23 protein-coding genes are annotated in these 24,996 nt (G+C 38.2%); 22 read left to right on the top strand and 1 reads right to left on the bottom strand.

Features of this window, described 5'->3' with window-relative positions; all coding sequences use genetic code 11:
- Complete coding sequence (gene rsmI, locus D1953_RS13800) at positions 1 to 879, top strand: 16S rRNA (cytidine(1402)-2'-O)-methyltransferase (protein ID WP_119117779.1); 879 nt, start codon at positions 1 to 3, stop codon at positions 877 to 879.
- 44 nt (positions 880 to 923) lie between these two features.
- Here the strand turns inward: rsmI and D1953_RS13795 are convergent, their stop codons facing one another.
- The gene (locus D1953_RS13795; RefSeq protein ID WP_119117778.1) at positions 924 to 1,208 is read right to left on the bottom strand and encodes a transition state genes transcriptional regulator AbrB; all 285 of its coding nucleotides are present in this window, start codon (positions 1,206 to 1,208) and stop codon (positions 924 to 926) included.
- Positions 1,209 to 1,802: 594 nt separating this feature from the next.
- Here D1953_RS13795 and metG point away from each other — a divergent pair.
- From metG to yabN, 21 genes are all read left to right on the top strand, one after another.
- Entirely contained in the window at positions 1,803 to 3,773 is a 1,971-nt protein-coding gene (gene metG / locus D1953_RS13790) for a methionine--tRNA ligase (protein ID WP_119117777.1), read from the top strand.
- 178 nt (positions 3,774 to 3,951) lie between these two features.
- Entirely contained in the window at positions 3,952 to 4,719 is a 768-nt protein-coding gene (locus tag D1953_RS13785; RefSeq protein ID WP_119117776.1) for a TatD family hydrolase, read from the top strand.
- Between the two features lie 243 nt (positions 4,720 to 4,962).
- Positions 4,963 to 6,156 carry a resuscitation-promoting factor gene (locus D1953_RS13780; protein ID WP_119117775.1) on the top strand — a complete coding sequence of 398 codons (1,194 nt, stop codon included), beginning with the start codon at positions 4,963 to 4,965 and terminating at the stop codon, positions 6,154 to 6,156.
- Positions 6,157 to 6,388: 232 nt separating this feature from the next.
- Positions 6,389 to 6,952 carry a ribonuclease M5 gene (rnmV, locus tag D1953_RS13775; protein WP_119117774.1) on the top strand — a complete coding sequence of 188 codons (564 nt, stop codon included), beginning with the start codon at positions 6,389 to 6,391 and terminating at the stop codon, positions 6,950 to 6,952.
- Positions 6,945 to 7,823 (top strand): 16S rRNA (adenine(1518)-N(6)/adenine(1519)-N(6))-dimethyltransferase RsmA, encoded by an 879-nt coding sequence (gene rsmA, locus D1953_RS13770; protein ID WP_119117773.1) that lies wholly within the window; start codon positions 6,945 to 6,947, stop codon positions 7,821 to 7,823. Before rnmV ends, rsmA begins: the two co-directional genes overlap by 8 nt.
- A 268-nt stretch (positions 7,824 to 8,091) precedes the next feature.
- Complete coding sequence (gene yabG, locus D1953_RS13760; protein ID WP_119117771.1) at positions 8,092 to 8,973, top strand: sporulation peptidase YabG; 882 nt, start codon at positions 8,092 to 8,094, stop codon at positions 8,971 to 8,973.
- 226 nt (positions 8,974 to 9,199) lie between these two features.
- The gene (veg, locus tag D1953_RS13755; protein ID WP_119117770.1) at positions 9,200 to 9,451 is read left to right on the top strand and encodes a biofilm formation stimulator Veg; all 252 of its coding nucleotides are present in this window, start codon (positions 9,200 to 9,202) and stop codon (positions 9,449 to 9,451) included.
- Positions 9,452 to 9,568: 117 nt separating this feature from the next.
- Positions 9,569 to 9,742, top strand: coding sequence for a small, acid-soluble spore protein, alpha/beta type (locus D1953_RS13750; protein ID WP_119117769.1), 174 nt, complete (start codon positions 9,569 to 9,571; stop codon positions 9,740 to 9,742).
- Positions 9,743 to 10,012: 270 nt separating this feature from the next.
- A complete protein-coding gene (gene ispE / locus D1953_RS13745; protein ID WP_119117768.1) occupies positions 10,013 to 10,882 on the top strand; it encodes a 4-(cytidine 5'-diphospho)-2-C-methyl-D-erythritol kinase in 870 nt (289 codons plus the stop codon).
- A 60-nt stretch (positions 10,883 to 10,942) separates the two neighbouring features.
- On the top strand, positions 10,943 to 11,764 hold the full coding sequence (gene purR, locus D1953_RS13740; RefSeq protein ID WP_119117767.1) for a pur operon repressor: 822 nt from the start codon (positions 10,943 to 10,945) through the stop codon (positions 11,762 to 11,764).
- 17 nt (positions 11,765 to 11,781) lie between these two features.
- Entirely contained in the window at positions 11,782 to 12,159 is a 378-nt protein-coding gene (gene ridA, locus D1953_RS13735) for a 2-iminobutanoate/2-iminopropanoate deaminase (protein ID WP_182480610.1), read from the top strand.
- Positions 12,160 to 12,303: 144 nt separating this feature from the next.
- A complete protein-coding gene (gene spoVG / locus D1953_RS13730; protein ID WP_119117765.1) occupies positions 12,304 to 12,606 on the top strand; it encodes a septation regulator SpoVG in 303 nt (100 codons plus the stop codon).
- Between the two features lie 254 nt (positions 12,607 to 12,860).
- Positions 12,861 to 14,234, top strand: a complete 1,374-nt coding sequence (gene glmU / locus D1953_RS13725; RefSeq protein WP_119117764.1) for a bifunctional UDP-N-acetylglucosamine diphosphorylase/glucosamine-1-phosphate N-acetyltransferase GlmU — start codon at positions 12,861 to 12,863, stop codon at positions 14,232 to 14,234.
- A gap of 15 nt (positions 14,235 to 14,249) precedes the next feature.
- Complete coding sequence (locus D1953_RS13720) at positions 14,250 to 15,203, top strand: ribose-phosphate diphosphokinase (protein WP_119117763.1); 954 nt, start codon at positions 14,250 to 14,252, stop codon at positions 15,201 to 15,203.
- Positions 15,204 to 15,332: 129 nt separating this feature from the next.
- Positions 15,333 to 15,977, top strand: coding sequence for a 50S ribosomal protein L25/general stress protein Ctc (locus tag D1953_RS13715; RefSeq protein ID WP_119117762.1), 645 nt, complete (start codon positions 15,333 to 15,335; stop codon positions 15,975 to 15,977).
- A 342-nt stretch (positions 15,978 to 16,319) separates the two neighbouring features.
- Positions 16,320 to 16,880, top strand: a complete 561-nt coding sequence (gene pth / locus D1953_RS13710; RefSeq protein ID WP_119117761.1) for an aminoacyl-tRNA hydrolase — start codon at positions 16,320 to 16,322, stop codon at positions 16,878 to 16,880.
- Between the two features lie 90 nt (positions 16,881 to 16,970).
- Positions 16,971 to 17,201 carry an anti-sigma-F factor Fin gene (gene fin, locus D1953_RS13705; protein ID WP_119117760.1) on the top strand — a complete coding sequence of 77 codons (231 nt, stop codon included), beginning with the start codon at positions 16,971 to 16,973 and terminating at the stop codon, positions 17,199 to 17,201.
- Between the two features lie 272 nt (positions 17,202 to 17,473).
- Entirely contained in the window at positions 17,474 to 21,013 is a 3,540-nt protein-coding gene (gene mfd / locus D1953_RS13700; RefSeq protein WP_119117790.1) for a transcription-repair coupling factor, read from the top strand.
- Between the two features lie 176 nt (positions 21,014 to 21,189).
- Entirely contained in the window at positions 21,190 to 21,726 is a 537-nt protein-coding gene (gene spoVT, locus D1953_RS13695; protein WP_119117759.1) for a stage V sporulation protein T, read from the top strand.
- Between the two features lie 184 nt (positions 21,727 to 21,910).
- Positions 21,911 to 23,509, top strand: a complete 1,599-nt coding sequence (locus D1953_RS13690) for a putative polysaccharide biosynthesis protein (RefSeq protein WP_182480609.1) — start codon at positions 21,911 to 21,913, stop codon at positions 23,507 to 23,509.
- 1 nt (position 23,510) lies between these two features.
- Positions 23,511 to 24,986, top strand: a complete 1,476-nt coding sequence (yabN, locus tag D1953_RS13685) for a bifunctional methyltransferase/pyrophosphohydrolase YabN (protein ID WP_119117757.1) — start codon at positions 23,511 to 23,513, stop codon at positions 24,984 to 24,986.
- Positions 24,987 to 24,996 lie beyond the last annotated feature (10 nt).

Here is a 24,996-nt window from a genome sequence, read left to right as displayed (position 1 = left end):
ATGTGGCAACAGAAAAGTTTTGAAAGAGAAGGTCTCGAGCCGGCCTTGTATTTAGTACCAACTCCTATTGGTAATTTAGAAGATATGAGCTTTCGAGCTTTACGTATTTTAAAGGAAGCAGATGTTATTGCAGCAGAGGATACAAGAAATACGAAAAAGCTATGCAATTATTTTCAGATTACAACACCAATTGTAAGCTATCATGAGCATAATAAAGAGAATAGCGGCAGACATATGCTGGATCGACTTCGTAACGGACAGGTAATTGCTTTAGTCAGCGATGCAGGGATGCCAACGATTTCAGATCCAGGTTATGAACTAGTAAAAGATGCAATTGCTGAGCAATTAAAGGTTATTCCGCTCCCAGGGGCAAATGCAGCTTTAACGGCTTTAATTGCTTCAGGTTTAGTACCGCAGCCCTTTTATTTTTATGGATTTTTGCAAAGGGGGGCTAAACAGAAGAAGGAGGAGCTTCAGAGATTAAAGAAGATAGAAGCTACATGGGTTATGTATGAATCCCCTCATCGTTTAAAAGAAACATTAAAGCAGATGCTTGATATATTAGGAGACCGAAATATTGTTTTATGCCGTGAGTTGACGAAGAAATTTGAAGAATTTATTCGTGGAACGATTAGCGAGGCACTAGCATGGGCAAATGAGTCTGAAGTACGTGGTGAGTTTTGTTTAATTATAGAAGGGGCTATGCCTGCCACAGAAGAGGAAGAAATCGTTTGGTGGAGTTCAATGGATCTAGTTAAACATGTAGATTACTATGTGGAAGCGAAAGGGCTTCAGTCGAAGGAAGCTATTAAGCAAGTGGCAAAAGATCGTGGGCTGCAAAAGAGGGAAGTGTATCAAGCCTATCATATTGAAGAGTAAATATAAAAAAGGCTGCTAGATGAATCTAGCAGCTTTTTTGTATCTTATTTAGAAGCTTCGAAACTATTTTGAATTTCTTTAATAAGAATTTCAGCACCCTCACGGCTAAGAACTAATTTACCGCCTGCAAGTGTTAAGTTATCGTCAGATACTTCACCAGTTACTTGGCAAGTCATGTTTGGTTTATATTTTTTTAGGATGATGCGCTCATCATCTACGTAAATTTCTAAAGCGTCTTTTTCTGCAATACCTAATGTACGGCGAAGCTCAATCGGAATTACCACACGACCTAATTCATCAACTTTACGAACGATTCCTGTAGATTTCATAACTAATAAAATCTCCTCTCAAATTTATAATCTATTATCTATTTTTTTATTCGTCAATATTCGACAAACTTCTTATAAACCTATAATACCAGCCATTCCCAAATACGTCAATGATTTTATTTTTTATTATTCCTGTATTTTTGGAACGGCCAAATGCCCATATATCAAGGGTTTATTGCGGTTTTTATCCTTTTTATTCCAGTATTTACCGAAAAAATTTTAAAAGGAAATTGAACGTTTGATAATGGTCAACAGAATTCGACACGGGTGTACGGCAATCGACATCCGCCAATGTTCATTATACTCATAAATTCAATATAATTCCAATGAAATGTTCAATTCAGGTTGCTTTTTTGTATATTTTTGTAAAAAGGTAGATTCTATCTGATATGTATTGTTTGACGCAGGTATATTTTATTTATAAATGAGGCAATGATGATAAAATGAATGGCATTGTTTCTTTTTTAAAGAGGAGTTTATGTTTTCTAGTCGCATAGATGGACAGATAGCGTTAAAATAGGGGTAGCGGTTTCATGCAGTTTAGTGATAGTTATAGAACTAGATTTGCAAAAGTTGAGGAGGAAGGAAAAGAATATGAAGGATAACCAAAAGACATTTTATATTACGACGCCTATTTATTATCCAAGTGGAAATTTACATATAGGTCATGCTTATACAACTGTGGCAGGCGATGCAATGGCTCGCTATAAAAGATTGCGTGGATTCGATGTCATGTACTTAACAGGGACCGATGAACATGGTCAAAAGATTCAACGAAAGGCAGAAGAACAAGGGATAACACCGCAGCAATATGTCGATAATATCGTTTCAGGTATTAAAGATCTATGGAAAAAACTCGATATTTCTTACAATGACTTTATTAGAACAACAGAAGAGCGTCATAAAGAAGTTGTTGCCAAGATTTTTAAGCAGCTGCTCGATCAGGGAGATATTTATTTAGATGAATATGAGGGACTATATTGTACACCTTGTGAATCATTCTTTACAGAGCGTCAAGTTGAAGAAAATGATGGAAAGTGTCCGGATTGCAACAGACCAGTTGAAAAGGTAAAAGAGGAATCATATTTCTTTAGAATGAGTAAGTATGCAGACCGTTTGCTGCAATTTTATGAAGAAAATCCACAGTTTATTCAGCCGGAATCTCGTAAGAATGAAATGATTAATAACTTCATTAAGCCAGGTTTAGAGGATTTGGCTGTTTCGCGTACGACTTTTGATTGGGGGATTAAAGTACCAGGTAATCCGAAGCACGTTGTGTATGTATGGATTGATGCCTTAACGAATTATATTACCGCTTTAGGTTATGGGTCTAAAGATGAATCAAAGTATACGAAATATTGGCCGGCTAATGTTCATCTTGTTGGAAAAGAAATCGTACGCTTCCATACTATTTATTGGCCAATTATGTTGATGGCACTGGATTTACCATTACCGAACAAAGTGTTTGCACATGGTTGGTTATTAATGAAGGATGGCAAGATGTCAAAGTCAAAAGGAAATGTGGTCGATCCTGTCACATTAATTGATCGTTATGGGTTAGATGCGTTACGCTATTATTTACTGCGTGAAGTACCATTTGGTTCAGATGGAGTATTTACTCCAGAAGGCTTTATTGAACGTATTAATTTTGATTTAGCGAATGATCTTGGAAATCTACTTAATCGTACGGTTGCCATGATTAATAAATATTTTGATGGAGAAATTCCAGCTTATGTAGATTCAAAAGGTGAATTCCAACAGTCTTTATTAGAGATGAATAGGGAAACTGTAAAGAAATATGAAGAGGCTATGGAAAATATGGAATTCTCGGTTGCTTTGACGTCTATTTGGCAGCTTGTGAGCAGAACGAATAAATTTATTGATGAAACACAGCCATGGGTACTTGCAAAAGAGGAAGAAAAGCGCGATGAGCTAGGAAGTGTAATGGTTCATTTAGCTGAAACATTGCGTCGAGTTGCTATTTTACTAAAGCCGTTTTTAACGCAGACACCAGAAAAAATCTTTGCACAATTAAATATTACGGATGAGATGCTAAAAACATGGGATAGCTTGAGTGCTTTTGGACAAATTCCAGCTCAAACAAAGGTAGTTAAAGCAGAACCCATTTTTCCTCGATTAGAAATGGAAGAGGAAGTTCAATATATTAAAGAACAAATGCAGGGCGGAGCTCCAAAAGAAGAACCAAAGGAAGAGCCGAAAGAAATCGAAATTCCAGAAGTCGATGAAATTACGATTGATGATTTCATGAAGGTAGAGCTTAGAGTAGCACAAGTGCTAGAAGTAGAACCAGTGAAAAAGGCTGATAAACTTTTAAAATTACAACTAGATTTGGGCTATGAAAGACGCCAAGTGGTATCAGGCATTGCTCAATATTATAAACCGGAAGAATTAGTGGGCAAAAAAGTCATTTGTGTTACAAATTTGAAACCGGTAAAATTGCGCGGTGAATTATCACAGGGAATGATTCTAGCAGGAAGTAATGAAGGTGTATTATCCGTTGCAACTGTTGATGCAGCGCTTCCGAACGGCTCTAAAGTAAAATAAAAAATAGGTATTTAAAGATAGAGAAAAAAGCATAAAAATGTTTCATGTGAAACTTTTTTATGCCTTTTTTTATGTATATTTTTACCAAATTAGATTTTTTTGTTACATATTTGTAATCGAATTGTGAAACATAAGCACTGTATTTCGTAATAAACTAATGATAGAGAGGAAGATAGAAATGCTATTTGATACGCATGTACATCTGAACGCAGAACAGTTTGAAGAAGATTTGACAGAAGTAATTAAGAGAGCACAAGAAGCGGGAGTCGCTAACATGATTGTCGTAGGGTTTGATCGCCCAACGATTACAAAGGCAATGGAGTTAGTAGAAACATATGATTTCTTATATGCGGCTGTAGGATGGCATCCTGTTGATGCAATTGATATGACTAATGCTGATTTAGAGTGGATCGAATCACTAGCAGCACATCCAAAGGTCGTAGCAATTGGAGAAATGGGACTAGACTATTACTGGGATAAGTCACCAAAAGAAATCCAAATGGAGGTGTTTCGAAAGCAAATTCGTTTGGCTAGAAGAGTGAAACTACCAATTATTATTCATAATCGAGAAGCAACAGCAGATATTATAACCATTTTAAGAGAAGAGGAAGCATCTCTTGTAGGTGGTATTATGCATTGCTTTAGTGGCAGTGTAGAAACGGCAAAGGAATGTTTAGAGATGAACTTTTATATTTCCCTCGGTGGGCCGGTTACGTTTAAAAATGCCAAAAAACCGAAGGAAGTTGCAGCAGAGGTTCCATTAGATCGCTTGCTTATTGAAACGGATTGTCCGTACTTAGCTCCGCATCCTTTTAGGGGAAAGAGAAATGAACCGGCTTATGTGAAACTAGTAGCTGAGCAAATTGCAGATATTAAACAAGTCTCAGTAGAGGAAGTTGCACGCATTACAACCGAAAATGCCAAAAAATTATTCGGCATAAATTGACAATTTTCTTCGTCAATATTTACTGAATACTGGTCTATTTCTTGTGAATTCTCAAAAATTCTACAAATCTCATGTCTATCAATGATTAATGTTGTCGAGAATTCACCCTTTTCAATTTCATAGACACTAGTCATAATAGGAAATAATTCCCTGGCAATGAAAAAATAGGTGTTTTGACATCTTGCTGAGTATGTCTTTATAATCACCGAGAGGAAGGAGGAGTTTTTCATTTTTTTAGAAACTATGAAGAACTTAGTTCCCAAGTCTTTTGGGATAAAGCGAACAACCAATGCTATTTGTAGTGTACTTGTACTTACGATAGTGGTTGGAATCCTGTTTTATCAAGGTACAAAGCAGACGGTTACTGTCATCATTGATGGGCAAGAGCAAGTAGTGCGCACACATGCTGCTACTGTAGCTGAGATATTAAAAGAGTTAGAGATTCAGGCCAAAGCTGAAGACTACATATCGCCCTCGAAAAACAGTCAGTTAAAAGAGGACGTACAAGTCGTCTGGAAACCTGCTCAACAAGTAGCATTACTTCAGGATGGTAAGGAAACAAAAGTATGGACAACAACTGATACAGTAGGTGAGTTGTTAAAGGAACAAGACATTAAAGTGACACAACATGATAAATTGAGTCCTGCCAAAAAGACCCCTATTAAAGAAAACATGGAAATTTCCGTTGAAAAAGCTTTTCCACTCACTTTAGTGGTGGGAGGTAAGAAAAAGCAAGTGTGGTCAACTTCGACTACGGTCGTTGACTTTTTGACGCAACAAGGCGTGAAGCTCAATGAATTAGATAGAGTTGAGCCGAAATTATCGGAAAAGGTTCAAGCAAAGAATACAATAAACGTCACTCGAGTTGAAAAAGTCACCGATGTAGTGGAATCACCAATCGAATATGACATTGTGAAAAAAGAAGATGATTCGCTTTCAGAAGGAAAAGAAAAAATCCTGACAGAAGGGAAAAAGGGTCAAATTTCAACACAGTATGAAGTCATAAAAGAAAACGGTAAAGAAGTGAAACGAAAAGTTATTGCTGAAAAGGTTATAAAAGAAAAGCAGGATCAGGTAGTCGCAGTAGGAACGAAAGCACCTACTCCCACTGCTACTTATGCAAGTAATGTTAGTAGTTCATCAGGCGGAAAAGAAATATATGTTTCATCAACCGCTTACACAGCAAGCTGTAATGGTTGTTCCGGCGTGACAGCGACGGGAATGAATTTAAAGAGTAATCCACATGCCAAGGTGATTGCTGTTGATCCTAATGTTATTCCGCTTGGTTCTAAAGTTCATGTTGAAGGATATGGCTATGCTGTTGCAGCCGACAAAGGTGGAGCGATTAAAGGAAATAGAATTGATGTGTTTATCCCTTCTAAATCTGAAGCTTACCGTTGGGGCGTCAAGAGGGTAAAGGTTCGTATAATCGATTAGAAGACTTTTAGCAGGAGATGATGTATCTCCTGTTTTTTATTTGTCTTTCTAGACGTATGATGCATGGGTTTTTAGATTCACAATATGTTTAAAATCTCTTTTGCTTTATAATAAGACAAGTGCAAGGGCCTTAATTAACAAGGTGATACGTATCAAGTAAGAATATATTTTGGTATCCTATACTGCATGGACGAGTGAAAACATAAAAAGGTTTCGTGATATGGAGGAAGAAATGAAAAAAATTAAGGAAATTATCGTAGTGGAAGGAAAAGATGACACTGTGGCCATTAAGCGCGCAGTGAATGCCGATACGATTGAGACAAATGGTTCAGCCGTGAATGAATCCGTTATTGAACAAGTTCGGCTTGCTCAGCAAACACGAGGAGTGATTATTTTTACTGACCCAGACTTTCCTGGTCAAAAAATTAGAAATACAATTTCGGAGCAAGTGAAGGGCTGTAAGCATGCTTTTATTACGAAACAGGAAGGATTGCCGAAATCTGGACGCGGTATTGGTGTGGAGCATGCATCTCCCGAGGCGATTCGCAATGCGTTGAAGGATGCTCAATTAATGGATGAAGAGGCTCCCGAAGAAATTTCACAGCAGGACCTTGTTGATGCAGGTTTAATTGGCGGGGCAGGTGCGAAGGATAGAAGAGAAAGACTTGGCGTACTGTTACGCATTGGCCATACAAATGGTAAGCAGTTATATAAACGTTTGAACATGTTTCAAATTTCGAAGAAAGCGTTTATTGAGGCAATGGTTCGGATAAATCAGGAGGAAAAGAATGAATAAAGACATTGCAACACCTATTAGAACAAAAGAAATCTTAAAGAAGTATGGTTTTTCTTTTAAGAAGAGTTTAGGGCAGAACTTTTTAATTGATACGAATATTTTACATCGAATTGTAGACTTTGCAGAGCTGACAGAAGAAAGCGGTGCTATTGAAATCGGACCAGGAATTGGAGCTTTAACGGAACAGCTTGCTAAAAGAAGTAAAAAAGTGACAGCGTTTGAGATTGACCAGCGACTACTGCCTATTTTAGCAGATACATTGTCACCCTATCAGAATGTGAAGATTATTCATCAGGATATTTTAAAAGCCGATGTTCAGCAAGTGATTTCGGAAGAGTTTGCAGGTATACGTGATTTAATGGTTGTAGCGAACCTCCCTTATTATGTGACAACGCCAATCATTTTAAAGTTATTAGCTGATCGTTTACCGATTCGAGGGATTGTCTGTATGCTGCAAAAAGAAGTGGCAGACCGGATCGCGGCGAAACCGGGTACGAAAGAGTATGGTTCTTTGTCTATCGCTATCCAATACTATACGGAAGCTGAAACGGTGATGATTGTTCCCAAAACAGTCTTTATGCCACAGCCGAATGTAGATTCTGCAGTCATTCGATTGACGAAAAGAGAAAAGCCGATCGTGGAAGTAAAAGATGAAGAGTTTTTATTTCAGGTGACACGTGCAAGCTTTGCCCAAAGAAGAAAAACCATTTTAAATAATTTATCCAGTCAGCTTCCAAGTGGTAAGGAGAAGAAAGAGCAAATTATTGAGGCCCTTGAAGAAACAGGTATTGATCCAACAAGACGGGGCGAAACGTTAACGATTGAAGAATTCGGGCGTTTGAGTGATGCTTTATTAGGGACATTTAAATAAAGATAGAAAATCAGCTAGGGGATGCCCTCTAGCTTTTTTTAATTGTCTAGCGATAGATGGCTTCTTTTTCTGCACTTTGCTGCTTTTTGTTAGTCGAAGGGTTTTAGACTTGTTCCATGTGAAACTATGATCTCGTGTGCCTGTGGGCTTGTGTGGCATGGCATGTTGGAGGGCTTCTGTTTTTATATTCACCATGAGCTGTGTTTTTGCATACTGTAGAAAGATAAAAGCACCTAACTTAAAGGAATCTTTCTCATGGGGTGAGACCATGACTGTGCAGATTAATGATATTGTTGGACGAATTTCATATGAGAGCGATATATTATTTCGCGTCATCGATATTCGAGAGGTAAATGGGAAGAAGCAAGCTATTTTATATGGGGAAGAGTTTCGGCTAATTGCAGATGCTCCTTTCGAAGATTTAGTAAAGATTCAAGAAGAAGAGCGAAATGAACGCCAGCGTGCAACAAAAGAGCTACAAGAGCAATCCAATCGTCTACTTATACAAGATTTAGAATTGCAGCAGCAAAAGAGCGGTTACGAATCGAGTAACGGATATCGATACGATGGGGATTATTTCCAAATACCAGGCAAGGTGCTTCATGTTGATGGAGATGCATCTTATTTACGCAAGTGTTTGGACTTATATGCAAAATTTCATATTCCTGTAAACGGTGTATTTTGTAATGAGAAAGAGATGCCATATAAAATCGGCGGCTTATTGGATCATTATCGACCTGATATTCTCGTTATTACAGGGCATGATTCTTATTCGAAATCGAAAGGCAGTATAACGGATCTACAGGCCTATCGCCATTCGAAGGAATTTGTCGAGACAGTTCGTGAAGCGCGCAAAAAAGTAGCAAGCTTAGATCATCTTATTATTTTTGCAGGAGCTTGTCAGTCCCATTTTGAATCTATCATTCAAGCGGGGGCCAATTTTGCAAGTTCTCCTTCGCGGGTTAATATCCATGCTTTAGATCCTGTTTATATAGTAGGGAAGATTAGTTTTACACCATTTCGTGAGTATATACATGTATGGGATGTACTGCGTAATACATTAACGGGGGAAAAAGGGTTAGGTGGCATTGAAACAAGAGGGGTTCTGCGAACAGGTTTGCCGTTTAAACCCATTCAAGAAGAAAAATAAGCTGCATTCTCATACAGATGTAGCTTATTTTCATGTAGAGCAAAACAGTTGTAACAGCTTTACATAATATTTCAATAATAGTGCCATACTATGGTTAGCCAATATTTTTAATGGATTTTATAATAAAAATTATTGACAAACATTTTTAAGTGCTGATATAATTTAATATTTTATTTGCGTTTCAACCCAGAATGTGATATACTATACTTAGTGAGGTGGACCGAAAATGCCAAAAACTTTAGCTGATATTAAAACGGCACTTGATTCAAACCTAGGAAAGAGGTTGCTTTTAAAGGCGAATGGTGGAAGAAGAAAGACTGTAGAACGTTTTGGAACGTTGGCGGAAACTTACCCGGCTGTTTTTGTAATTGAGCTTGACCAAGAGGAAAATGCGTTTGAAAGAGTATCTTACAGCTATGCGGATGTATTAACGGAAACCGTACAATTAACGTTTTTAAACAAACAACAAGAAATGTAATTAGAGTAAGCAGTAAACGCTATGTTTGCTGCTTTTTAGTTTTTATAAAAAGCTCATGATAATAAAGTTTCATGTGCAGACTATAGATGTAGTAGCATGTAAAAGGAGCTGTTTCAATTGAGTAGAAGAAAAGGGATTATGTCAGAAGGTTTAAAGGAAGAACTGGCAAAGGAACTTGGTTTTTACGATGTTGTTCAGAAAGAAGGCTGGGGCGGTATTCGAGCTCGTGATGCAGGAAACATGGTGAAACTCGCCATTGAAAAAGCGCAGCGTCAAATGATGGGACAATAACAATCTTAGTCTGACTATACGACTTCATGCTATCTACACATCTAATCAGAACCAAACTCTTATTCCATGTATAAGCATAATCATTTATGTTTACATTGTGAATAATAGAGTTTGGTTCTTTCTTTAGGCAAGTCCGCTTTTCCTTTAGGTTCTTTGAAGAAATACTTAAATTTCATTTCATTGAAATTACACGGAAAAAACCTTTAGAATAGATTCAGATATGATAGAATAGGACAAGAACTTTTAAGAACGTTAAAGTAGGTGGAAATAGTGAAGCTCATGGAGAAGGCACCAGCTAAAATAAATTTGGCGCTTGATGTGCTTTTTAAGCGACCTGATGGCTATCATGAAGTAGAAATGATTATGACAACGGTGGATCTTGCCGATAGAATTGAATTGAAAGAGATCCCTGGAAAAAGTATCAGAATTCTATCTCATAATCGTTTTGTGCCAGACGATCATCGCAATTTAGCTTATCAGGCTGCACATATATTAAAAGAACGGTACGATGTGAATAAAGGCGTTTCGATTACCATTGAAAAGAATATTCCGGTTGCAGCTGGACTTGCTGGAGGAAGTAGTGATGCAGCTGCTACATTAAGAGGATTGAATAGATTATGGAGGCTTGGTCTCTCATTAGATGAATTAGCGGAGATTGGCGCAGAAATTGGTTCTGATGTCTCTTTTTGTGTATATGGAGGCACGGCGCTGGCAAAGGGTCGAGGTGAGAAAATTACTCATTTACCACCGCCTCCGAATTGTTGGGTTATTTTAGCTAAACCAACGCTTGGTGTTTCGACAGCAGATGTTTATAAACGCTTACAGCTTTCTGATATGGAGCATCCAGATGTGTACGGAATGATTGCAGCGATTGAAAATAATGATTACCAAAAAGTATGCAGTGGTTTAGGGAATGTATTAGAACAAGTGACGTTACCGCTTTATCCAGAAGTAGCAAACATTAAAAATCAGATGAAAACGTTTGGAGCAGATGCTGTACTAATGAGTGGAAGTGGTCCGACAGTTTTTGGGCTAGTGGAGCATGATTCTCGTATGCAAAGAATTTATAATGGTTTGCGCGGCTTTTGTGATCAGGTATACGCTGTTCGTTTGCTTGGAACTCAGAACCGCCTTGAATAAATACGTACATTAGTGTTATAGTTACTATAGAATATTCGGAAATAGAACGGGGGTGTTTTTGTGAAATTTCGTCGCAGTGAAAGACTTGTCGATATGACTAATTATTTATTAGAGCATCCAGGAGAACTCGTTTCACTAACTTTTTTCTCTGAAAGATATCAGTCAGCGAAGTCTTCTATAAGCGAAGATTTAACGATTATTAAAGAAACGTTTGAACAGCGAGGCATTGGCTCATTAACGACCATTCCAGGTGCTGCGGGCGGTGTGAAATACATGGTATCTATCAAAGAAGAGGATGCAGCTACCTTTATTGACGAGCTGTGTGAGACGATTGCAAGTCCGGAGCGATTACTTCCAGGCGGCTACCTATATATGACAGATATTCTAGGCGATCCGCAAACGGTAAATAAAGTGGGGCGCATTATTGCGGCTAGATATGCGAAAGCGAATGTTTCTGTTATTATGACGATGGCTACAAAAGGAATTTCGCTTGCTTATGCGGTTGCGAATTATTTGAATGTTCCCGTTGTGATTGTTAGAAGAAACAATAAAGTAACGGAAGGTTCGACGGTGAGCATTAACTACGTTTCTGGTTCCTCTAAGCGAATCCAAACGATGGTTCTTTCAAAAAGAAGCTTAGTGGAAGGTTCTAATGTGTTAATTGTAGATGATTTCATGAAAGCTGGCGGAACCATGAAGGGCATGGTAAGCTTGCTGGAAGAATTTAAAGCAACGGTAGCAGGTATTGCTGTACTTGTTGAGTCTGAACATAATGAGGAACGTCTGATTGAAGATTATATATCATTAATTAGATTGTCAGAGGTTGATGAAAGAGATAAAAAAATTAATGTAAGCCGCGGGAATTATTTTTTAAACAGTTAAATTAAAGGGGGAAATGAATTATGAAAGCAGTACATACAAATGAAGCACCAGCAGCTATTGGTCCATACTCACAAGGAATTATTGTTAATAATGTGTTTTACAGCTCGGGCCAAATTCCACTTACTCCGGCTGGAGAGATGGTAACAGGCGATGTAAAGGAACAGACTCATCAGGTGTTCAGCAACTTACAAGCCGTTTTAAAAGAAGCTGGAGCGTCATTTGAAACAGTTATTAAAGCTACAGTTTTTATTAAAGATATGAATGATTTTGGAGCAATTAATGAAGTGTACGGAGAGTATTTTTCAACACATAAGCCAGCCCGCTCTTGTGTAGAAGTAGCTCGCCTTCCAAAAGATGCATTAGTTGAAATTGAAGTAGTTGCGCTCGTCAAATAAGACAAGCTTTCTTTAATAATTAGAAAAATATATAAGTAAATTCTAAATTTTCTAAAAAACTTACAATTCTTAGAAGGAGTTCGCCTTTTTTTGTTGAATTACTTATTTAAAGTTTCATAACAACAAATAGGGATGGTGAACTTAATGGAAGTAACTGACGTAAGATTACGCCGTGTAAACACGGATGGACGCATGAGAGCAATTGCATCAATTACATTGGATAATGAATTTGTTGTTCATGATATTCGTGTGATTGACGGAAACAATGGTTTATTTGTTGCAATGCCAAGTAAACGTACTCCAGATGGAGAGTTCCGTGATATTGCTCATCCAATTAATTCCTCTACACGCGGTAAAATTCAAGAAGCTGTCTTAACAGAATATCACCGTTTAGGAGAACTTGAAACAGAATTAGAGGAAGCAGGAGCTGGCGCTTCTTTAGCTTAACAAATCAATAAAATTTGCATCTAGGAGCCTACTACTTAGTAAGGCTCTTTTTATATGTATATAAATTACAGTCATCGGCATGGACCTCCATTTATCCCCCTACTATTCAAATAACTCCTATTTATTTGAAAAATACCAATAATTTATCTCCCCCAAAATTGATAATAAAAGGTACTTTTAATTGTTACCTTGAAATGAGTCGCTATTTAAGATAATATTTTTAATGGATAAAAAGGTTAAAATGGAGGCCTGTTATGAGGAATCGGTATGCAATAATATTGGCCGCGGGACAAGGTACAAGAATGAAATCAAAACTATACAAGGTTTTGCACCCAGTCTGCGGAAAACCAATGGTACAGCATGTTGTTGAACAAGTCAATCAACTTCAAATAGAAGAGATCGTAACTATTATTGGACACGGTGCCGAGCAAGTTCAAAAACAACTTGGTGATGTATGTCAATATGCTTTGCAGGCTGAGCAGCTTGGAACAGCGCATGCAGTGATGCAGGCTGAAAGCGTTTTAGCTAAGCAAGAAGGAACAACTCTTGTCATTTGCGGAGACACGCCTTTAATCAAAGCGGAAACGATGGAGGCACTTGTTACTTTGCATGAAGAAACAGGAGCAAAGGCGACGGTTTTAACAGCCTACGCAGAGAACCCTGATGGATATGGTCGAATTATTCGCAATGCCAATGGACTTGTCGAAAAAATTGTCGAACATAAGGATGCGTCGGAAGAGGAACGTGCTGTAAAAGAAATTAATACAGGTACGTATTGCTTTGACAATCAGGCGTTATTCCAAGCGTTACAGCAAGTTTCAAATGACAACGTGCAGAATGAATACTACTTGCCTGATGTTATTGAAATTTTGAAATCTGCACAAGAGACTGTAACTGCATTCCAAACAAAAGATTTCGAAGAGACCTTAGGTGTGAATGATCGTCTTGCTTTGTCACAGGCAGAGCAGATTATGCGTAAGCGAATTAATGAAACCCATATGCGTAATGGAGTGACGATTATCGATCCTGCAACAACGTATATTGAATCCGGTGTTAGTATTGGTCAAGATACAACGATTTACCCAGGTGTAACGATTGCGGGTCAAACAGTGATTGGAGAAGATTGTGTGATTGGACCGCATTCGGAAATTAAAGATTGCGAAATTGGCAAGGGAACGCATATTCATCAATCTGTTGCTCATTCTAGCAGCATTGGAAGCAATGTGAACATTGGTCCGTTTGCTCATATTCGACCACAATCTGAAATCCATGATTCCGTTAAAATCGGTAATTTTGTTGAAATTAAAAAGACAGTTTTCGGTGCAGAAAGCAAAGCATCTCATTTAAGCTATATTGGCGATGCAGAGGTAGGAAAAGGCGTCAATATCGGATGTGGTTCGATTACGGTCAATTATGATGGTAAGAAGAAGCATTTGACGAAAATTGAAGATGATGTATTTATTGGTTGTAATTCAAACCTTGTAGCACCTGTAACGGTTGGGAAGGGTGCCTATGTGGCAGCTGGTTCAACGATTACAGAAGACGTACCAGGTGAAGCATTGTCTATTGCCCGCGCTCGTCAGATTAACAAAGAAGATTATGTGAAAAACTTAAATTCTAATAATTAACCTATGGAGGTCATCATGTCAAACCAGTATTTAGATCCTAATTTAAAAGTGTTTTCATTGAATTCGAATGTTGGGTTAGCTCAAGAAATTGCTGATGCTATTGGAGTAGAGCTTGGTAAGTGTACGGTAACAAGTTTTAGTGATGGTGAAATTCAAATTAACATTGAAGAAAGTATCCGTGGTTGTGACGTTTTCGTTATTCAATCTACTAGCCAGCCAGTTAATGAGAACTTAATGGAACTTTTAATTATGATCGATGCTTTAAAACGTGCGTCAGCAAAGACTATTAATATTGTTATGCCTTACTATGGATATGCGCGTCAAGATCGTAAAGCTCGTTCTCGTGAGCCAATTACAGCGAAATTAGTTGCAAACCTTTTAGAAACAGCTGGAGCACACCGTGTTGTGACGTTAGATCTTCATGCACCGCAAATTCAAGGTTTCTTCGATATTCCAATTGATCACTTAGTAGCTGTGCCACTTTTAGCTGATTACTTTGGTGGAAAAGAATTAGAAGATATCGTAATTGTTTCACCAGACCATGGTGGTGTAACACGTGCTCGTAAAATGGCAGATCGTTTAAAAGCACCAATTGCTATTATTGATAAACGTCGTCCAAGACCGAACGTAGCAGAAGTTATGAACATCATTGGTAATATTGAAGGGAAAACAGCGATCTTAATCGATGACATTATCGATACAGCGGGTACAATTACACTTGCTGCAAATGCATTAGTAGAGAGCGGTGCGAAAGAAGTATATGCATGCTGTTCACATCCAGTTCTTTCAGGTCCTGCTATTGAACGTATCCAAAATTCAACGATTAAAGAACTAGTTGTAACAAACTCTATTTCCCTTCCGGAAGAAAAGAAAATCGAAAAAATTACTGAGTTATCTGTAGCACCTTTAATTGCTGAAGCAATTATTCGTGTTCATGAAGAGCAATCAGTAAGTACATTGTTTGATTGATGATAGATAGGTGTAAAAAACAGTGAGCGGCTTCGCTTACTGTTTTTTTATGCATAAATTGGATACATAAGGGGAAAGATGATGTAGACTAGCTTGAATTTTTATAAAACTGGGAAGGTGAAGATGAAGATGAGCCATGTACTAGTAGCAAAAGAGCGGACAGACTTCAAACAATCTACATTAAGAGAATTGCGTGAAAATGGAGAAATACCGGCAGTAGTTTACGGAAGCGAGAATGGCAGTCAAGCAATTTCCGTGAATTATGCGGATTTGAAAAAAACATTGAAGGAAATTGGCCGAAATGGCATTATTTCATTACAGTGCCAAGGTGAAGAATATCAAGTCATGCTTTCAGAATATCAATCTGATCCGTTAAAACACGAGATGTATCATGCTGATTTTCTAATCGTTGATATGTCGGAGGAAGTACAAGCAAATGTACGAGTTAATCTCGTTGGTCAATCAATTGGTGTAAAAGATGGCGGAGTACTTCAGCAGTCTCTCCATGAAGTAACCGTTACTGCAACGCCAGGTAACATTCCAGAGTCGATTGATGTTGACGTGACAGAACTTGAAGTGAATGAAACACTGTATATTTCTGATTTAAATATGAAACAAGGTGTAACACTTAATCATAGTGGTGACGAAGTAGTGGCCTCTGTCTTAGCTCCTCGCCAAGAACGAGAAATTAGTACAGGTGAACAACAAGAAAGCGGCATACCGACGAATGAGGAAGGGCGTGAAACAGCCGCTTCTCCAGAATCTCAAGCGTAGAGATTATGTCGGCTTTCTTTCTTTATTTTAGATAAAAAAATAAACATGGTATAATAGGCGTAACACATTATGGGTTGCGCTTTTTTATATGAAGGCTTTGTTATACTGTGATGCAGCGTTTGGATTCACATTAATGTTTTACATAGCCTATTATGAAAGATAAGGTAAATAATCAATAGCTTCATATAATCTTGTTATATAAAAGGGGAGAGATATATCCTTTTAGGTCTTGTGAAGCTTGCATTCCTCTAGAGATATGAGATACTATTTTTACTAATGTTTCCAAAAATGTATATAATAAAAGGTGACTCCATGAAACTTAGTTGTAACGGAGTGTGAAAAATGAAGTTAATCGTAGGTCTAGGTAACCCTGGAAAACAATATGAAAAAACGCGACATAATGTCGGGTTTGAAGTAATAGATGCATTATCTGATAAATGGTCTATTCCTTTAAATCAAGCAAAACATAAAGGAATATATGGGATGGGTGTAATCAATAACGAGAAGGTAATTCTGCTTAAACCGTTGACATATATGAATTTATCTGGTGAATCTATTTCAGCTGTTATGAGTTTCTTTAAAGTAGAAGTGGATGATGTTGTCGTGCTATATGATGATTTGGACTTACCTCCTGGGAAAGTTCGTCTGCGTCAAAAGGGAAGTGCTGGTGGGCATAATGGGATTAAATCAACTATTGCTCATCTTGGTACACAAAACTTTAATCGAATTCGAATTGGTATTGGTCGGCCTTCTGTACCAATGGCTATTTCAGATTATGTATTGGGGAAATTTACGTCTGAGGAATGGCCCGATGTTATGAACACCGTTGAAAAAAGTGCTAATGCATGCGAAGCTTGGTTAACGACGCCCTTTTTACAAGTAATGAATGTATATAATCAATAATGTATGAGGAAAAATATCTTTCTTGCTTAATGAATAAAAATCCCTTATTTCTGTTCATACTAATGGCAATACAGTATAGGGGGTTACTATATGGCTCTCCATTATCATTGCCGTCATTGTGGAATCAAGCTGGGCACTATTGAAGAACAGCAGGTACAAGCGGCACAGTTAGGGTTTAACCAGCTGAGTGATGAAGAAAGGCAAGAGATGATCGTTTATGACTCCTCTGGAAACATTAAGGTTAAATCCATTTGCGAAGATTGTTACGAATCATTGCAAAGAAATCCAGAGTTATATCAAAACGATTATATTATTCATTAAGCGGGAGGAGCTTTGGATAAATTCCAAAGCATTTTTCCGTTTGTTTTCATTTACTAATATTGCAAAAAAATCAATAGCATCATATAAAGGATTCTTTCAGTTAGTATATTGACTGTGTGAAGCTTTGTTAGTGACTTTATATTTGGCACGTTTTAGCTCTGCTCCATGAAATAGGCTAAAACTGAAAGGCTTTCTATAACAAAATAAACAGGGTAAATGATTGAGTAGAAAAAAGTATAATTTTTATTTTATAGGGAGGAGGGGCAAAGATGGTGAATGGATTACAAAATTTGTTCTCCAAACACGATAATGTCCATTCGTTAATAGCGGGTATTGATGAAGGATTAAAGGAACAATTGGTTTCTGGTTTAACTGGTTCATCAAGGTCGATGCTTGTCGCATCTATCTATGAGAAAACGAATAAGTCCATTTTGTTAGTGACACATAATCTTCTACAAGCGCAAAAATTTCAAGAGGATTTATTGAATTTTATTCCGGAAGAAGAGCTTTATGTGTTTCCTGCAAATGAGTTAATCGCAGCAGATTTGAGTGTTGCCAGCCCCGAATTAAGGGCTCAGCGAGTAGAGGCATTGAATTTTTGGTCGCAAGGGAAGAAAGGTGTTGTTATTGTCCCGATTCCTGGTATCCGTAAGTTCCTTTCACCAAAAGAGATATGGAAGAAGTATCAGTTGTCCTTTCAAGTGGGGGCTGATATTGAGCTGGAGGAAACATTACATAAATTAATTACTATGGGATATAGTCGTACGGAGATGGTTTCTTCACCAGGTGAATGCAGTATTCGCGGTGGGATTATAGATTTGTATCCGATTACCGAAATGAATCCAATTCGAATTGAATTATTTGATACAGAAATTACGTCGATTCGAACATTTTCTTCTGATGACCAACGTTCTATTGAAAAGCTTTCTCGAGTGACCGTTGGACCAGTAAGTGAAGCTTTACTGGAAGATGAGCATCTTAACAATATGATCACAAAGCTTGAAAGCAACTTAAGCAAGAGTTTGAAAAAGTTTAAAGATGATAAAGTGAAGGAACAGCTTGCTGAGACAGTGGGGCATGAATTAGAGCAATTAAAACAAGGACAGAAGCCGGATCAAATTTTTAAGTATTTCAGTTTAGCGTACGATAAACCGGCTAGTTTAATAGATTACCTTCCCGGCGATGGAATTGTTCTTTTGGATGAAATCAGTCGGATTCAAGAAATTAATGAATCATTAGAGAAAGAAGAAGCCCAGTGGTACACCGATTTATTAGGTGAGGGGAAAATTGTTCATGATGTGAAGCTAGCTCATGACCTGCCGAGTTTAATTACGCATTCTTCTTATCCATTTATTTATTTATCATTGTTTTTACGCCATGTACCCCATACAAACCCACAGAATATTGTGAACGTGGCTTGTAAGCAAATGCAGAACTTTTATGGACAAATGAATGTATTTAAAGCAGAGGTTGAGCATTGGAAAAAAGGACAGTACACCGTTGTGATTCTTGGTCAGGATGAGGACCGCATGAAGAAGATTCAGGGGGTGCTGGCAGATTACGACATCGAAGCTGCTGAATTAAAGGATTCTAGTCATTTACAGCCAGGCCAAGTTCAAATCCTACGTGGTAGTTTAAATAGTGGTTTTGAAATGACGATGGAAAAAATCGTGATTATTACAGAAACGGAGCTATTTAATAAAAGGGCAAAAAAATCGAGTCGCAGGCAGAAATTATCGAACGCAGAACGAATTAAAAGTTATTCTGAGTTAAAAGTAGGCGACTATGTCGTTCATGTGAATCATGGAATTGGGAAGTATTTAGGGATTGAAACATTAGTTATTAATGGCGTTCATAAAGACTACCTCCATATCCGTTATCAAGCAGACGATAAGTTGTATGTACCTGTTGATCAAATTGACCTTGTTCAGAAGTATGTCGGTTCGGAAGGGAAAGAACCAAAGCTTTACAAACTGGGTGGAACAGAGTGGAAACGAGTGAAAAGTAAGGTTCACTCCTCTGTGCAAAATATTGCAGATGACTTAATTAAATTGTATGCCGAGCGAGAAGCGGCAAAAGGGTTCGCATTCTCACCAGATGGAGATATGCAAAGAGAATTTGAATTATCCTTTTTATACAATGAAACGGAAGATCAGTTGCGGTCGATCGCTGAAATTAAGAAAGATATGGAGCGGGAAAGACCGATGGACCGTTTGCTTTGCGGCGATGTAGGGTACGGGAAGACAGAAGTGGCTATTCGTGCTGCTTTTAAAGCGATTGCAGATGGAAAACAGGTAGCCTTTCTTGTTCCAACAACGATTTTAGCTCAACAGCATTATGAAACATTACGAGAGCGTTTTCAGGATTTTCCGATTTCCATAGGTTTGATGAGTCGTTTTCGAACGAGAAAGCAACAAACGGAAACCGTGAAAGGGTTAAAGACAGGCACTATTGATATCGTTGTCGGTACACATCGCATTTTATCAAAGGATATTCAATATCATGATTTAGGTCTTTTGATTATTGATGAAGAACAACGCTTTGGAGTGACACATAAAGAAAAAATCAAGCAATTGAAAACCAATATAGATGTGCTAACGTTAACAGCAACACCTATTCCGCGTACCCTTCATATGTCGATGCTTGGAGTTCGAGATTTATCGGTTATTGAAACACCGCCTGAAAATCGTTTCCCTATTCAAACCTATGTGATGGAATATAACGGAGGATTGGTGAAGGAGGCAATTGAGCGAGAGCTGGCTCGAGATGGCCAAGTCTACTTCCTCTATAATCGTGTGGAAGATATCGCACGTAAAGCAGAGGAAATTGCTATGCTCGTTCCCGATGCTCGTGTGACATTTGCGCATGGCCAAATGTCAGAGCAGGAATTGGAAGCCGTGATGTTTGGTTTCTTAGAAGGAGAATACGACGTATTAGTAAGTACGACGATCATTGAAACCGGTGTTGATATTCCGAACGTAAATACGTTAATTGTGTATGATGCAGATCGAATGGGTCTTTCCCAACTGTATCAGCTTCGCGGTCGAGTTGGGCGTTCAAATCGAGTGGCGTATGCTTTTTTTACGTACCGAAAAGATAAAGTGCTGACAGAAGTAGCTGAAAAACGTCTGCAATCGATTAAAGAGTTTACTGAACTTGGTTCCGGATTCAAGATTGCGATGCGCGACTTATCCATTCGTGGAGCGGGGAACTTGCTTGGAGCCCAACAGCATGGATTTATTGATTCAGTCGGTTTTGATTTGTATTCGCAAATGTTAAAAGAAGCGGTAGAAGCAAAACGTAATGAGCAACCGGCAGAAGAGAAAGTATCATTGGATATGGATATTGAAGTGGATGCTTATATACCAGATGCGTATATTGCTGATGGCCATCAAAAAATCGAGATGTATAAACGATTTAGAGGTATTACTTCAATTGAAGAAGTGAAAGAGCTGCAAGAGGAAATGAGAGACCGTTTTGGTGAATATTCAGAAGAAGTTCATTATTTATTTTTAATGGCTGAAATGAAAGTTTATGCGATGAAAGCTGGTATTGAAAGCATTAAACAATTAAAACAGGTTATTACCATCTTATTTTCAGAAAACGATACACAAAAAGTTAATTTAAAACAAGTGAGCGAACTTACCGCGAAACATAGTAGAATGATTAGCTTAGGTATGGAAGGGAAATGCTTAAAGCTTGCTGTTCATACGAAAGGTATCGAGCAATCTAAATGGTTTAAGGTGTTATTTGAGCTTGTGGAGGGACTCCAGCAGGCCAAACAAGAGGTACAAACAGCGGAAAAAAATTAATCGGAACGACCGACTCTGTCTTAGTTACTCATTTAGAATAATCTATATAGGAAAGAAATATTTCTTCAATATGTATAGAACTTTCCATTAGTAAAATACTAGTGCTATAGCGCTCCGCACAATGGTTACTAAGATATACATCCAAATCAATTTAGATGAAAGTGAGGCAACATAAGATGAAAGCAACAGGTATTGTTCGCCGAATTGATGATTTAGGAAGAGTCGTAATTCCGAAAGAAATCCGAAGAACTTTGCGTATTCGTGAAGGAGATCCTTTGGAAATCTTCGTCGATCGCGACGGAGAAGTAATTTTGAAAAAATATTCGCCGATTAGTGAATTAAGTGACTTTGCTAAAGAATATGCGGAAGCGCTATATGATAGTTTAGGGAACCCTGTATTAATATGCGACCGTGATACATACATCGCTGTAGCAGGTGGTTCTAAGAAAGAGTATCTAAATAAAAGTGTCAGTGAACTAGTTGAGAAGATTATGGAGGATCGCAATTCTACAATTGCTTCTCCAAAAGGTCAAATTTCGTTCGTCGATGGCATTCATGAAGAAGTGCAATCATATGCAGTAGCTCCAATTATTGCGAACGGTGACCCAATCGGTGCTGTTTTGATTCTTGCTAAAGAAACGGCAGTAGGCGATGTGGAGCAGAAATCTGTTGAGACGGCGGCTAGCTTCCTTGCACGTCAAATGGAGCAATAAAATAAGAGTAGACAGACTATTGATTAAATAGGGAGAAGGGACAGCGATATAGAGCTGTCCTTTTTCTGTAGAGTATGAAAGCATACAAATGTCTAAGTTAAGCGAGTTGCTTGGCTGGAGCTGCTTTTTGATTGCTAAAATATGCTATAATAACAACCACATAGAAATGAAGTGGGGTATTAGCATGGTGAATAAGCCGTATTCAGCATCGAAAGAGTTCTTTCGCGGTGCATTTATTTTAAGTATTGCGGCTATTATGGTAAAGGTATTAAGCGCAGCTTATCGAATACCTTACCAAAATATTGTAGGGGATATCGGCTTTTACATATACCAGCAAGTATATCCGTTTTACGGAATTGTGCTTACGTTGTCGACACTCGGGTTTCCCCTTGTTATTTCAAAGCTTATTGCTGAAGGAAAGTTTGCTCAAAGGGATATAGTGGCTGCCTCTTTTCTTATGCTAGGTGTAATCGCACTCGTGAGTTCCACGAGTCTTTTTTTAGGAGCGGATTGGTTAGCAAGTAAAATGGCAGATCCTCATTTAGCTGAACTACTGAAGATTCTCTCTCTTTCCTACTTATTGATGCCTTTAGCCGCTGTCTTTCGCGGGTATTTTCAAGGGAATCATGAGATGCTCCCAACAGCAAGTTCACAAGTTGCTGAGCAGTTTGTTCGTGTGCTTACTATTCTTGTTTTTACACCCGTCTTAATTCACCAAGGGTATTCCTTGTATGATGCAGGAGCAGGAGCCGTTTTCGGTTCAATCACAGGGGGACTGATGGGGCTTACTCTTTTACTGATTTTTTTTGTGCGATATAAAAAAAGGAAAAGAGTTCAGTTTAATGCACTTCAGTTTCAACAGTTTCCGCTGATTATGAAAGTATTAATATTTCAAGGCTTGGCCTTTTGTATATCTAGTTTAATCCTCGTTTTCCTTCAGTTGGTGGATTCACTGCATTTATATGCTTTACTAAGGCAAGCAGGAATTGCTGAGATGACAGCAAAAGAGTGGAAGGGGATATATGATCGCGGTCAACCGCTGCTTCAATTAGGGACGGTTGTAGCAAACTCTCTCTCATTAGCACTTGTTCCATTGATTGCGAGGTATGGTAAGAATCAAGATGAGCAGGAGCTGCTTTCAAAAATCCGATTATCATTGCGAGTAAGCCTGATGATTGGCTCAGCTGCAACAGTAGGGCTAATTTGTCTAATTAAACCCGTGAATAAGATGTTATATACTGATAGTCTTGGTTCAGTGACACTTGCTATTTTTTCTGTATCGATTGTACTTTCATCCCTTATTATGACCATGGCTGCTGTCATTCAAAGCTTAGGACACTATATAGCCCCTATATTCATTGTGGCAGCAGGAGTTGTCGGAAAGTGGTTCTTAGATATGTGGCTGATTCCGCATTATTATATAAATGGAGCCGCTTTGGCAACTGTCCTTTCCTTATTAGGAATGACAATTGGTTTTTCTTGCGTCTTAAAAAATGATGTGAAACAATCATTATGGATAGGAAAAGATATAGGAATTGTTATGCTTAGTGTTGGATGTATGGCATTTACATTATGGGGATTTAATATGGCAGCGGATTGGATTGTTCCAAGTGAAACAAGAATGATAGCTACAATTCAAGCGCTGTTTGGTGTTGTTGGTGGTGCCCTTGTTTTTGGTGTTATTATCTTACGTACAGGCTTGTTTAAACAAGACGAATTGACGCTTTTGCCATTTGGTAATCAATTAGAGCGATTGAATAAATGGAATAGGAGTAATGAATAACATGACAAATATGATTACAATCATTGGTCTGGGCGCGGGGGATTTAAATCAGCTCCCACTCGGGATCTATAAGAAGCTTAAGCAGGAAAAGACATGCTTGGTTCGAACAATGGATCATCCCGTTATTAAAGAGTTAACAGCTGAAGGAGTGGAGTTTATTAGCTTTGATGCCGTTTATGAAAAGCATGATGGATTTGAAGCTGTTTATGAGGAAATATCCGAAATGCTTTTACAAAAGGCTTCTACTCAACCTATTTTATATGCGGTACCAGGACATCCAATGGTTGCAGAAAAAACCGTGCAATTACTATTAGAAAAAGGACCGGAGCGCGGCATTACCATTCAGGTAGAAGGGGGACAAAGCTTTTTAGATGCGTTGTTTCAGGCAGTAAAAATAGATCCTATTGAAGGATTTCAATTGCTGGATGGAACGGCCCTTCATCGGGATGAATTGCAGATTACTCAACATATGATTATTGGACAAGTATACGATATGTTTACTGCTTCCGAAGTGAAGCTGACACTGATGGAGAAGCTTCCGGATGATTATAATGTATATATCGTGACAGCTGCAGGGAGTACACAGGAAAAAGTGATGAAAGTCCCGTTATATGAGCTTGACCGTCAAATGGAGTTAAGTAATTTAACGAGTGTATATGTACCACCGGTTAAAGAGGACGAATTGCAATATCGTGAGTTTTCTAAGCTGCGTCAAATTATTGCTAAGCTTAGAGGGCCGAATGGCTGTCCGTGGGATCAGAAGCAAACACACGAGAGTTTAAAGAAATATTTAATCGAAGAGGCCTATGAACTAATTGATGCTATTGATGAGCAAGATGATGAGGCAATGATTGGAGAATTAGGAGATGTTCTTCTGCAAGTAATGCTTCATGCACAAATTGGAGAAGATGAAGGCATGTTTACGGTTGATGATGTTGTCGAAAGTATTTCTGCAAAAATGATTCGTCGCCATCCACATGTATTTGGTGATATTCAAGTAAGCGGGGAAGAAGAAGTTGTTGTTAATTGGCAAAAAATTAAGGAAGAAGAGAAGGGAGAACAAGCAGAAGAGTTTGTTTCTTTACTGGCAGATGTAGAGAAATCCTTGCCAAATTTAATGCGTGCAGAAGCGTATCAAAAGCGAGCAGCAAAAGTTGGATTTGATTGGGATGAGGCAACGGAAGCGTGGCAGAAAGTTCGTGAAGAAATAGAAGAAGTGGAGGCGGAAATAAAACACCAAACACCAAATATTACCCACATTCAAGATGAACTGGGCGATGTCTTTTTTGCACTCGTAAATGTGGCGCGCTTTTATAAAATCGAGCCTGAAGAAGCTGTATACCGAGCAAATCAAAAGTTCTACCGTCGTTTTACTTATATTGAGGATCGTGTTCGCCAAGATAAGAAAAAGTTTTCAGATTATACATTGGCTGAGCTTGATCATTTTTGGAATGAGGCAAAGAAAAAAGGATTGTAAGAGAAGGAGG

The organism is Peribacillus asahii, assembly GCF_003570725.1.
Lineage (GTDB): Bacteria > Bacillota > Bacilli > Bacillales > DSM-1321 > Peribacillus > Peribacillus asahii.
Note: the sequence above shows the minus strand (reverse complement) of the source record. Positions and strands in the feature narration are given on the sequence as shown.